At 51.1% G+C, this 12,214-nt stretch carries 11 protein-coding genes; 3 read left to right on the forward strand and 8 right to left on the reverse strand.

The genetic code is table 11. The features are described 5' to 3' along the window. The first annotated feature begins 43 nt into the window (after window positions 1-43). Complete coding sequence (locus tag JT719_RS14300; protein ID WP_207434001.1) at window positions 44-307, forward strand: hypothetical protein; 264 nt, start codon at window positions 44-46, stop codon at window positions 305-307. A gap of 152 nt (window positions 308-459) precedes the next feature. On the opposite strand, the gene uvrA is transcribed toward JT719_RS14300, so the two are convergent. The 8 genes from uvrA to JT719_RS14340 form a co-directional block, all read right to left on the reverse strand. After that, window positions 460-3,486, reverse strand: coding sequence for an excinuclease ABC subunit UvrA (gene uvrA, locus JT719_RS14305; protein ID WP_207434002.1), 3,027 nt, complete (start codon window positions 3,484-3,486; stop codon window positions 460-462). Between the two features lie 181 nt (window positions 3,487-3,667). Continuing rightward, window positions 3,668-4,285, reverse strand: coding sequence for a hypothetical protein (locus JT719_RS14310; protein ID WP_207434003.1), 618 nt, complete (start codon window positions 4,283-4,285; stop codon window positions 3,668-3,670). Between the two features lie 231 nt (window positions 4,286-4,516). After that, entirely contained in the window at window positions 4,517-5,161 is a 645-nt protein-coding gene (locus JT719_RS14315) for a hypothetical protein (RefSeq protein WP_207434004.1), read from the reverse strand. Between the two features lie 212 nt (window positions 5,162-5,373). Then, window positions 5,374-5,970 (reverse strand): 3-keto-alpha-glucoside-1,2-lyase-like domain-containing protein, encoded by a 597-nt coding sequence (locus JT719_RS14320; RefSeq protein ID WP_207434005.1) that lies wholly within the window; start codon window positions 5,968-5,970, stop codon window positions 5,374-5,376. Window positions 5,971-6,084: 114 nt separating this feature from the next. Then, a complete protein-coding gene (locus tag JT719_RS14325) occupies window positions 6,085-6,966 on the reverse strand; it encodes a helix-turn-helix domain-containing protein (RefSeq protein ID WP_207434006.1) in 882 nt (293 codons plus the stop codon). Between the two features lie 127 nt (window positions 6,967-7,093). Then, window positions 7,094-7,720: a PepSY-associated TM helix domain-containing protein gene (locus JT719_RS14330; RefSeq protein ID WP_207434007.1), complete on the reverse strand. Its 627-nt coding sequence runs from the start codon at window positions 7,718-7,720 to the stop codon at window positions 7,094-7,096. A 132-nt stretch (window positions 7,721-7,852) separates the two neighbouring features. Then, a complete protein-coding gene (locus tag JT719_RS14335; RefSeq protein ID WP_207434008.1) occupies window positions 7,853-8,716 on the reverse strand; it encodes an LOG family protein in 864 nt (287 codons plus the stop codon). Window positions 8,717-8,828: 112 nt separating this feature from the next. Continuing rightward, a complete protein-coding gene (locus tag JT719_RS14340; protein WP_207434009.1) occupies window positions 8,829-10,082 on the reverse strand; it encodes an ABC transporter permease in 1,254 nt (417 codons plus the stop codon). A 238-nt stretch (window positions 10,083-10,320) separates the two neighbouring features. Here JT719_RS14340 and queA point away from each other — a divergent pair, with 238 nt between their 5' ends. Together queA and JT719_RS14350 are read left to right on the forward strand one after the other, a co-directional pair. Beyond that, window positions 10,321-11,367, forward strand: a complete 1,047-nt coding sequence (queA, locus tag JT719_RS14345; protein ID WP_207434010.1) for a tRNA preQ1(34) S-adenosylmethionine ribosyltransferase-isomerase QueA — start codon at window positions 10,321-10,323, stop codon at window positions 11,365-11,367. A gap of 174 nt (window positions 11,368-11,541) precedes the next feature. Further along, window positions 11,542-12,186 (forward strand): CatB-related O-acetyltransferase, encoded by a 645-nt coding sequence (locus tag JT719_RS14350; protein WP_207434011.1) that lies wholly within the window; start codon window positions 11,542-11,544, stop codon window positions 12,184-12,186. Window positions 12,187-12,214 lie beyond the last annotated feature (28 nt).

Below are 12,214 nucleotides of genomic sequence, written 5' to 3' on the forward strand. Positions count from 1 at the left end.
TTAAGTGCCGCAGCGTACCTTTGGGCCAAATTTTACAAAAACAATGAAACATATACTGCCCTTATTTGCTGCTTTTACCCTGTTTGCCGGTGTAGCCTGCTCTACCTATACCTCCACCACCGATCCTAACGACAAAGGTTCCGGCACTGCCCTCACGGAAGATGTGGTGACAGACGCTCCTGCCACCGAAGCGCACACCACCGAGCCAGCTGCTACTCCGGCTCCTGCCGCCACTGAGGCGAAAGCTGACAGCGCCGCTGCCCCTAAAGCCGAAGAAGCTGCCCATACAGAAGAAGCCGCTCACTAGTAATCTAAAAACTTAGTGTCATTACAGAAGTAAGGCAAGGGTTTCAATCTCAGAAAATCCTGTTTTTGCTTCCTGGTAAAACAGAAAAGCCTTGCTCTGAGAGCAAGGCTTTTCTGTTTTAGGGCTGTTTCCTAAGAAGAAGCCAGGAAACGCTAATCGGTTTTCTTCTTTCTACCCGGCGTTTTCTTTTCCTTAACCGGAGCGGCAGCATCTGCCTCAACGGTCTCTTTCTTCTTCCGGCCTCTGGTCTTCTTAACCGGTTCGGCGGGTTCTTCCGGCTCGTCTTCTTCCGGCGTTTCCTCCACGTACACCGGCGCGTCCACGTACAGGCTGGTGCTCAGCTCCTCTTTCAGGAAACGGGCAGTATAGCCAATCGGGCTTTCGGCTACTTCTTCCGGCGTGCCCTGAGCTACAATGGTTCCACCTTTGGCGCCGCCTTCCGGCCCGATATCAATGATATGGTCGGCTACCTTGATCAGGTCCATGTTGTGTTCAATGATGAGCACGCTGTTGCCTTTGTCTACTAGGCGGTTCAGCACGTCTGAGAGGTGCTGAATGTCCTGGAAGTGCAGACCGGTGGTAGGCTCATCCAGGATGTAGAGCGTGCGGCCAGTGTCTTTCTTGGAAAGCTCGGTGGCCAGTTTCACGCGCTGCGCCTCACCACCTGACAAGGTAGTAGCCTGCTGACCCAGAGTGATGTAACCTAAGCCCACCTGGTTCAAGGTCTGAATTTTGCGCAGGATACGCGGCTGGTTCTCGAAGAACTCCACGGCGTGCTCCACGGTCATGTCCAGCACATCCGTAATGGACTTGCCTTTGAAGCGCACTTCCAGGGTCTCGCGGTTGTAGCGTTTGCCTTTGCAGGTCTCGCAGGGCACATACACATCGGGCATGAAGTTCATCTCAATGGTGCGCATCCCGGCACCCTCGCACGTCTCGCACCGACCGCCTTTCACGTTGAACGAGAACCTTCCCGCCGAGTAGCCTCTGATTTTAGCCTCGGGCAAGGACGCAAACAGGCTTCTAATCTCGGTGAACACACCGGTGTACGTAGCCGGGTTAGAGCGCGGCGTCCGTCCGATGGGGCTTTGGTCCACTTCAATTACCTTATCAATGTTCTTCAGGCCTTCTATTTCTTTGTAGGGAAGCGGCTCGCGCTTGGCGTTGAAGAAATGCTTGTTCAGGATGGGGAACAGCGTATCATGGATCAGAGACGATTTCCCGGAGCCCGATACGCCCGTCACGCACAGGAACTTGCCCAGCGGCAATTCCAGCGTCACGTCTTTCAGGTTGTGGCCCGTGGCACCGCGCAGAATAAGGCTTTGGCCGTTTCCGGCGCGTTTTTGCTTACGAACCGGAATTCCGCGGCGATGGCTCAGGTAATCTGCCGTTACGGTGCCGCTTTCCATCATCTCCTTCGGGGTACCCGCCGTCACTACCTGGCCTCCGTGCGCCCCCGCACCCGGCCCGATGTCCACCACGTAATCGGCGTTCAGGATCATGTCTTTGTCGTGCTCCACCACCACTACTGAGTTGCCCAGGTCGCGCAAATCTTGCAAGGCCTTAATGAGCTTTTCATTGTCGCGCTGGTGCAGCCCGATGCTGGGTTCGTCCATGATGTACAACACGCCCACCAACTGCGTCCCGATTTGGGTAGCCAAACGAATCCGCTGGCTCTCGCCGCCGGAAAGCGTACGTACGGAGCGGTGCAGGTGCAGGTATTCCAATCCCACATCTACCAGGAAACCGATCCGCTTGCGGATTTCCTTGAGTAACTCACGGGCAATGAGGTTCTGGCGCTCGCTCAGGCGTTCTTCCAGGTTCGCCATCCAACCGGCTAGTTCGGCAATGTCCATCTCAGACAGCTCACCGATGTGTTTGTTGTCCAGCTTGAAGTGCAGCGATTCCTTTTTCAGGCGGTAGCCGTTACACTCGGGGCAGGTGCTTTGGGTGGTGTATTCCTGAATCCAGGCTCGCACGTTCTCAGAGTCAGATTCCAGCTGCTTTTTGAGGAAACTCATGACTCCCTCAAACACGAACGGCTCTTTTTTGCCCTTAGGGTCTTCTTCCTCAAAGCCGTACAGCAGTTGGTTCCAGGCCTCAGCGGGAATATCAGCAATAGGAACCGTCAAGGACGTTTTGTGGCGCTTGAGCAGGGCCTGTATCTGGGAGAAAATCCAGATGTCACGGTACTCGCCCAGCGGCGCAATGCCACCCCGGCTGATGCTCACGCCTTTGTCTGGTACAATGGAGTCTTCGGTGAGTTCCTCAATCTCGCCCAAGCCGTTACACACCGGGCAGGCCCCGTACGGCGAGTTGAACGAGAAAGTATTAGGCGCCGGATCATCATAGGCGATGCCGGTGGCTGGGTCCATCAAGTGGCGGGAGTAGAAGTGGGTAGCGTTGGTGTCGGCGTCCAGGATGAGCACCGTGCCTTTGCCGTGCTGCAGCGCATTCTGTATGGAAGTTGACAGACGGTAACGGTCCTCAACAGAAGGCACCAGCTTGTCAATCACAATCTCGATGTCGTGGATCTTGTAGCGGTCTACCTGCATCTTGGGCGTGAGCTCCACCAACTCGCCGTCAATACGGGCCCGGATGAAGCCCATCTTCCGGATCTGCTCAAACAGTTCGCGGTAGTGGCCTTTCCGGCCTTTCACCACCGGGGCCAGCACAATGGTGCGCTTGCCGCTGAAATGCTCCAGCACGTGCTGCACAATCTGATCATCGGACTGCTTGATCATCTTCTCGCCGGTCACGTAGCTGAAGGCTTCGGCGGTACGAGCGTAGAGCAGGCGCAGGAAGTCGTAAATCTCGGTGATGGTGCCCACCGTGGAGCGCGGGTTGCGCGAAGTGGTTTTCTGCTCAATGGAAATCACCGGCGAAAGCCCCTCAATCTTGTCTACGTTAGGGCGTTCCAGTCCGCCCAGGAACGAGCGGGCATAGGCCGAGAACGTCTCCATGTAGCGGCGCTGCCCCTCGGCGTAGATGGTGTCAAAGGCGAGCGAGGATTTCCCGCTGCCCGAGATACCCGTGAACACCACCAACTCATTGCGCGGTATTCTCAGGCTGATGTTTTTCAGGTTATGCTCGCGGGCGCCATATACTTCAATGAAAGGCACATCCGCGGTGGAACTATGATTGGCTACAGGCGTAGCGGCAGATTCTTTTGGCGTCATCCGATAGGTTCGGTTTTAAAGAGCAAAGGTAGGCATTCCCGCGCTAGAAACGCAGCGAGCAATCCATCTCTTCTTAACCGAATTTACAGCGGATTAGTTTAGTGGCGGGGCGGAGTTTTTGAGGGAAGCGTTTTGTGGCTGTTTCGGGGAAAGGGGTGGGAAACAGTTTTTATAAGAGAGTTTAGTTTAACTCTCTTATAGGTGGTGGTCCTGGGACTGAAGATAATTCTGAGTGAGATAGAAGGGAACTTAAAACGCTGTCTTGGTTGAGGGGAATATTTACTTTCTTCAATAGCTTGTTATTTGACAAGTCTCTGATAAACCTTGCATTATATTCTGTTGCAGCATCATACTGATAATTGCCTGAGAAAATGACGTTTTTTGATAAACCTTCCTGGGTGATCAGAATAAATGAAGGGACACAATGAAAACTAAATGCTTGGTCTGCAACTGAATCTGATTTCAGTTTCAGATGTTTGCTGCGATCCATGAATTTTAACAAGGTACTGTCCTTTTTCCCTATGTCATTGATGATTCCGGAATAGCTGCTGATTTCTGCTTCAGCAAGTGGATCAGGGTAGTATTTAGAGTAGGCATAAACCGAGTCTTTATTCAAATCTATAAAGACATAGCTAGAAATGACTAGTCCTTTATTCTGCTCATTCGCTGAGTCGGCAAAGCCAAGAGTTATAAGGGTGAGGTTTTTCTCTGAAACCGGCTTGGGTGTGCAGGTATAAAACCATACTGTTATGCTGCACAGGAGCAACGAATATAGATTGGCAGAATAAGTGATTCGCATCTAATTGATGTTTATGGGCTGTTTTGAAGTAAGATGCGTTTTGAGCCTGTTTTCCATAAAATCAGCCATGAACAGTTTACTTCTGGTACAGTCTGTAAGCTAACACTAGCTTTTCTATGGCGCGGAAGTTACTTCCGTGACTTTTGATTGCAGGAGTTGTTGAGGGAGCATCTTGGGCCTGGTTTTAGGAAAAGGATGGGAACGAAAATTAACCTGAGCTTCGACTAAGAGCTAAGGATGCTCAGGTAAATTTGGTGTAAAGGAATATTTTGGGAGAGAAAGGACAGGCAGCAGAATACTATCTTCATTCATTTTATTAGAAGTTGGCTTCATTCTTTCTCTTGTTGTGATATCAAGGAAGAAATTGAGTGTGCTGTCAAGTGCCGGAGTAAAGTCTCTTTTATTGAATAAGTATAGCTTTTCAGAGGAATCAACTTTTGTCCTGATGAGATAAAAGTACTCATTAAACCTAAAATCAAGAGGTTCTTCTACGTTGTCATTGGTGTACCTAGCTGCAAGACCTCTTCCAATCAAGGTGGTGTCTTGTTGCAGAAGCTTTTGAAGAGCAGGATGTTTTTCTAAATCTGTAAAGGTGGAATCTAAAGTATATCTATTGAAAGGTAAGAATGTAGCCGTATCAAGTGCTTTACGATAAGCAGAAACTTTATTGTGTTCTAAATCTAAGTAGATGTACCGGGCAATTCCATATCCCTTATTCTGTTGAGTGGCGGAATCGGCACGCCCAATCACCATAAAGGTGATGTTTTGAACCTTGTTAAGTTTAGGCCTTTTCTGCTCCTTAGATCCACAGCCATAAAGGCATAGGATCACAATGCTGAGAAGGAGGCAGCAGAAAGTAAGATTCTTGGAGCGCATCTTTTTAACGTTATAGATCTATTCCCTTTTTAGAAGATGCGGTTTTGATTTCATTTCCACAAATCAGGGTCAAATCGGTTTGGTCGCTGGTGAGTGGTTGCAGCTTGTGCCTTCCTTTCTCAGGTAACACATTTGCAGATAAAAAGAAAGTCAGGCAAGCGCGAGGTCACGAGCTGCAACCACTCGCCAGCGGAGGATAGGCTGGTCTACCATTAGTTTCTGGCTACAATGGAAGCGGATGGCAAAGGAGAATATTTGAAATTGCTGAAGTAGGCACCGCCTGAGGCCATCAACCCTATCCGCCCTTTCACTGGCTTTTTGGTGGGTGGTAACTTTATCTCGGAGGCGGGTTCAGGGGCATCGTTCAGGAAAACTTGGGCTACGTTGTCCTGGATGATGATTTTCAGGTGCGTCCAGGATGCAGGTTTGGAAGCGTGCGGAGTGCAGGTCGATGCATTCTGTTTTAAGGCAGTTGCCGTGGGGTGGGCAGTGTCAGGAGAGTTGAGCGCGTGTAGGTCAAGGGTGATGCCCCGGTAGGCTCCGTCTGAAGTATGGCGGAAAACGATGCCGGCTTCTCCCTGCGCGTCATCATCGGCAATGTCTACTTCTATAATGCCCTCGTGGTATTTCCCGTCGCCATAGAGCGCAACGCCTTTGCTCAGGTACAGACTTTCCTGGCCCAGATAGTGCACCATGCTGCTTTGCCCTGCCGGGAGTTGCCAAGTGGCGGGCAGGAAATCGCGTTTCAATTCAACCTGAGCGTTGGCAGTCAACGAAGCGAATGCCAAGCCTAACAATACGTTTTTCATCTTTTTGCCTCCTTTGTGTTTAGTGAATTTCAGCGGAGCAATGAACCCCACTGACTGATACAAAGGTGTTGGGAAAGGCAGAGAGAAAACAGGTCAGTTTACAGGCGGTTATGGTCATTTTGCCAGCGCCTGCTCCCGATACGCTTTAGGGGTGAGCCCGCAACTGGTTTTAAAGAACCGGTTAAAGTTAGCGGTGTCTGAAAAGTGAAGGTCATACGCTATCTCTGACACGGTTTTAGGCGTGTACAAGAGTTCCCGCTTCGCCTCCAGGAGCAGCCTGCCTTTGATCAAAGCGGAGGCTGAGGTGCCAAAGTAGCGCTGGGTAATCTCGTTCAGATGGGCGGGTGTGATGTGCAGCAGATCGGCGTAGTCCTGTACCTGGTGCCGTGTCCTGAAGTGCATTTCCAGCAGCTTCCGGAAAGAGTAAATGGACGCGTTCCCCTCGGTATCAGCATCGGTTTGGTGTTGTTGGGCGAACAGGCGGTTCAGGTGCAGCAGCATCTGGTACAGCAGCGCCCTGATCATGTGCGGACTGTCGTTCTGCAGGTGCTGAAATTCCTGTTCCATGGCCTCTACCCGCTGAATCAACTTCTGAAACTCCTCTGCCGAGGTGCTCACCGCATTGGGCCGCGTAGGATTGTGGAAAAACTGAAAACGATGCAGAAACAGTGGGTCATTGAAAAACGACGAGATAAAGCCTTCCTCAAAGAACAGCGTGTAACCCCGCACCGGTTGCTCTACCCGCCACCGGCGCACCTGTCCCGGCGAGGTGAAAATGATTTTGCCAGGTTCCACCGTATGCACTACCTGATCCAGACTGAAGGTGCCGCTGCCTTCCAGAATGAACATCACGTCATAAAAAGACAGCGTGTGCGGGGTGTTATCCAGCACAAAGTTCTTCAGGCTTTCCATGTGCCCAACATCCAGCAGCAACTCCGGCCCATATTTGTTCCGAAGAAAGTCATAGCGCGGAATATGCCGGGTAAGCTGGGGCATGGCTGGAAAATGTAAACAAGTTTAGTCTTTTAGGCAAAGCTTGGCAAGCGGGCTTTCCCTATTGCCTGTTAAGCTGTTTCTAAGCTGTTTCCCCTGAAACAGGCGAAAAACAGCAGATAGTGAAAAGCTAAGTGGGCTGAACGGCACTTCCCTGGCGGGGACTGTTGCGCTTGGCAGCAGGGCCGGGTTTTTCCTGTTTCATGCGCTTAGGGCCGTACCACAACCAGAAACCAGTGATGGTGAAGATAAGCAGCGCCACGCCCATAATGGTGCTGTACAGGACTTTTAAAACTCCGCTGTCCACCCCAAACCACCGGTCCAGGATGGTGCCGTCGTGCAGGTTCTCAATAAAATCGGCACGGCGAGATTCTAGGTGCAGTACTTTGCCGGTGGCAGCGTCTAGTTGCACGCCCAGGTAATCTTCCACAAAGAGAAACTTGACCGTGCCTTTATCCGGGCGCATGTCTATGCGGTCCAGCGTCAAAGAAGTGTTGGTGCCCAAAGAGTCTCTCATGGCCTGAAAAGCATTGTTGGTGAGGCTGTCTACCGGAAGCCAGTCTTTCAGGTTGGTAGAAGTGCCGGTGTGGGTTTTGGCCAGGATGAGCCCGCCAGTGTGTTTCTTCCAACCCAGCAGGAGCCCGGTAACAGAAATCACGAAGAAGAAGGCGAACAGCAAGGCCCCGGTTATCCGGTGGACTTTGCGGAAGTCGCGCAGCACACGGGCTTGTTTCTGTCTTTTGGTAGCATCGGTCATGGGGGAGGAGAACGGTTTCTTTAGTAACTGCTCTCCTCCAAAGTTAGTGTTTCCTGCTCCGGCAAAAAACAGAAAGAGCCCGGAGGCGATTCCGGGCTCTTTTTCTGAAAATAAGGCAAAAGCGGCTTGCTCTTAGAAGTTTGGAGAAAGCAGGTATTTGCTGTAGAAATCGTCTATGACTTTCACGGCATCGGTGGCGTTGTCCACAATGCTCACCAGGTCCAGGTCCTCTGGGCTGATGTTGCTTTCCTGCGTCAGCATCACGTCTTTGATCCAGTCAAACAGTCCGCCCCAGTAGGCACGGCCTACCAGAATGATAGGGAACCGACCGATTTTCTTTGTCTGGATAAGGGTGATCGCCTCAAACAGCTCGTCCAGGGTGCCAAAGCCGCCGGGCATTACAATAAAGCCCTGGGCGTATTTCACAAACATCACTTTGCGCACAAAGAAGTAGTCAAAGTTGATGAGTTTGTCTGAATCAATGTACACGTTGTGGAACTGCTCAAACGGCAGGTGGATGTTTAGCCCCACTGAGCGGCCGCCTTCTGAGTGTGCTCCTTTGTTACCGGCTTCCATGATACCAGGGCCACCGCCCGTGATTACCCCGTAGCCGTGGCGCACCAGTTTGGCGGCAATTTCCTCGGCCATCTGGTAATACGGGTTCTCGGGCTTGGTGCGGGCAGATCCGAAGATAGACACGCAAGGGCCAATCTTGGCCATTTTCTCAAAACCCTCTACAAACTCAGACATCACCTTGAAGATCTGCCAGGAGTCTGCTATTTTAATTTCGTTCCAGTCTTTATCAGTAAAGGCCTCGCGGATGCGCTTGTCGTCCTCGGTGAAGTCGGGGGCTTCTTTCTGGGCTATTTCCTTGGCTTCCTTCAAAGAAGCTACTTTGTTGTCATTAGCGTCTGGTTGGACAATTACGGTGCCGCTGCCTACATTGGTAGTCTCGTCTCGTAACTTAGTCTTGCTGGTTTTTCTCAACTTCGTCATATATCAATCATGTATATAGCCTATTCTACGGAAATGGCCGCAAAAACAGGCGCGTCAAATGAATCTTCTACAAAAAATTTAGTGAAGTAAACAAACGGTGGTCTGGACAGGCTTATTTAGACCTTATGGCAATAACGGGGTCCAGATGGGAAGCAATGACCGCCGGAATGATGCCTGAGAGTACGCCAATCACCACAGATACGCCTAAGCCCAGGAGAATGTTGCCGGGCGTAAGGATAATGTCCAACGAGCCCATGGGAATAAAGGTTATCAGTGACACCAGCAGGATTCCCACCCCACCGCCTATAAGGCTCAGGAACACAGACTCAAACAGGAACTGGAACAGGATAAAAAAGTTTTTGGCGCCCAGTGATTTCTGTATGCCTATGATGTTGGTGCGTTCTTTTACGGAGACAAACATGATGTTGGCAATCCCGAATCCGCCTACCAAGATGGAGAAGCCCCCAATGACCCAACCCGCAATGCCAATCACTGAGAACATCTTGCCAATGGCATCGGCCATCATCTCAGAGCGGTTCACGGCGAAGTTGTCTTCCTCGTACGGCTTCAGGCCCCTGATGGTACGCATCTTGCCTCTTACCTCGTACTCCAGGTTCTGCAGGTTCTCGTCATCGGCGCGGCCTTTGATCATGAGCGTGGGCTGGATTCCCCTGGGGCCGCCGGCAAACATCTTCCCGAAGGCGCCAAACGGTACGTAGGCGTTTTTGTCATTGGTGGGCATGCCCTCAAAGAGCCCCGTGCCCTGTTTCTCCATCACACCGATGACCGTGAATTTCTGGCTCCTGATCCTGATGTTGCCGCCCAGCGCCCCGCCGTAGGGGAAGAGATTCTCGGCCACCTCGGCACCTATGATGATCACGTTGCGGGAGCCGTCTATTTCTTGCTGGGTGAAGAACCGTCCTTCTTCAATGGGCACCTCGGCCACTTTGTTGAAATCCTCGGTCACGCCCTGGAGCATGATGCCGCTGATGCTGTTGTTGCGCTGCTTGAAGGTGTTGCCAGAGCGGCGGGCCACCAGCGCCACGCCTTCATCGTTCTCCAGCTGCTCGTTCATGAACCTGAACTCCCGCATGTTGGGCGAGGGGCGCTGCATGTATTTCCACCAGGGAATGTCTTCGTCGCTGAAAATCCAGGGCCATTTCTCCACGTACATGATGCGCTCGCCCACAAAACTCATGCTTTCCCTAATGCTGCGCTCCAGGGAGTCTACAATGGTGAACACCGAGATGATGGCGAAAATACCTATGGTCACGCCCAGCAAAGAAAGGATGGTACGCAGCACGTTGGCCTTGAGGGCCTGCCACGCGAACCGAAAACTCTCTAACACCAGCCGTATGTAAATCATGGAGGAAAGATACAGGTTTAAGCGATGGGAAAGAGAACAAGCTCTTTATGAAATCGTTATTTGTTTAAATGGTTGATCTGCAGGGAAGTACCTGGCCTGTTTCTGGCTTTTAGGTGCGGGCAATGCACCAGGCAAGGCGGCTAAGATACTTAATTTGCTTAAAAGTAAAATAATTTAATGCAAACTACCTACCTTTGCACTCCATTTTTGCCAATATTTTAATACCGTAATATTAAAAATGAAGTTATCAGAGTTTAAGTTTGACCTGCCCAACGAATTGATGGCCACGCATCCGGCCCAGAACCGCGATGAAGCCCGTATGATGGTAGTGCACCGCGATAGCGGCAAGATAGAACATAAAATCTTCAAAGACATCATCTCTTATTTTGACGAGGGCGATGTCATGGTGACCAACAACACCAAGGTGTTTCCGGCGCGCCTTTACGGAAATAAAGAGAAAACCGGTGCCAAGATTGAAGTGTTTTTGCTGCGTGAGCTGGACAAGCGTATTCACCTGTGGGATGTGTTGGTAGACCCGGCTCGTAAAATACGGGTAGGCAACAAACTCTACTTCGGGGATAGCGACCTGGTAGCTGAGGTAATTGACAACACCACATCGCGCGGCCGTACCATCAAGTTCCTGTATGACGGACCAGACGAGGAGTTCTACAAAGTGGTGCACAGCCTGGGCGAAACCCCGCTTCCTAAATACATTAAGCGCGAGCCAGAGCCAGAGGACGAAGAGCGTTACCAAACCGTGTACGCTGAGGTAACCGGTGCCGTGGCCGCCCCAACCGCCGGTCTGCACTTCACCCGCGAGGTACTGAAGCGCCTTGAACTGAAAGGCGTGGACGTGACTCCAATCACCCTGCACGTGGGCTTGGGTACGTTCCGTCAAGTAGACGTGGAAGACCTTACCAAGCACAAAATGGACTCTGAGCAGTTCTTTGTAACTGAGGAGACTGCCAAGGTGGTGAACAAAGCCCTGGATGCAAAAAAACGCGTTTGCGCCATTGGTACCACCACCATGCGGGCCCTGGAGTCTTCGGTTTCGGCCAACAGCCGCCTGAAGCCCAATGAAGGCTGGACCGATAAGTTCATCTTCCCTCCTTATGATTTCAAAATTGCCAATAGCCTGGTGACCAACTTCCACATGTCTGAGTCTACTTTGCTCATGATGGCAGCGGCCTTTGGTGGGTATGAACTCATCATGGAAGCCTACAACGTGGCTATCAAAGAGAAATACAAGTTCTACAGCTACGGTGATGTAATGCTCATCATCTAAGCTCTGGAGAAGACAGAGAATCCTTTACAGAAAGCCTCACCAGTATAACGCTGGTGAGGCTTTCGTTTTTAGGTTAAATCTGGCAAAAAGGCCACAAAACCCAGGAACGGTTAGGCTAGGACCTGTGGTTTTACTAAGTTTAATTTCCAATTTTCCAGCTTAGATTCCTTTGTCATGTTAGGGCCAAATCCATCCGCTGTTCATCCTTTGGCGCATCACCATAAACTGGTGTTTCTGAAAAACATCATCCAGAGCCCTATGATTGAGGTGGGCGACTACACCTATTATGATGACCTGGAAGATCCGCTGAACTTTGAGAAGAACGTGCTGTACCACTTTGACTTCATGGGTGATAAACTCATCATCGGGAAGTTCTGCGCTATTGCCTCCGGGGTGAAGTTCATTATGAATGGCGGAAACCACGAGACCAGGCCTGTGTCTACCTACCCCTTCGGGATTTTCGGGAACGGCTGGGAGAAAGTCATGGAGGGCGTAAACCTGCAGGAGAAATACCCTACCAAAGGCGATACCCTTATTGGCCATGACGTCTGGATCGGCTTTGAGGCCGTGATCATGCCCGGTGTGCGTATTGGCAACGGGGCCGTGGTGGCTACCAAAGCCGTGGTTACTAAAGACGTGCCTCCTTATGCCATAGTAGCCGGTAACCCGGCGCAGGTGGTAAAACTGCGTTTCTCAGAAGAACAGATTGAGAAACTGCAGACCCTTGCCTGGTGGAATTGGCCGGTAGAGAAAATAACAGAGCATCTTCAGCTTATCAACTCGGCAAACATTGAGGCCCTGGAAGCCGTTGCTAAATAATGTAGGTGGGTGCTTTGCGTTTTTCTGC

Origin of the sequence: Sabulibacter ruber (genome assembly GCF_017355955.1) — a bacterium.
Lineage (GTDB): Bacteria > Bacteroidota > Bacteroidia > Cytophagales > Hymenobacteraceae > Nibribacter > Nibribacter ruber_A.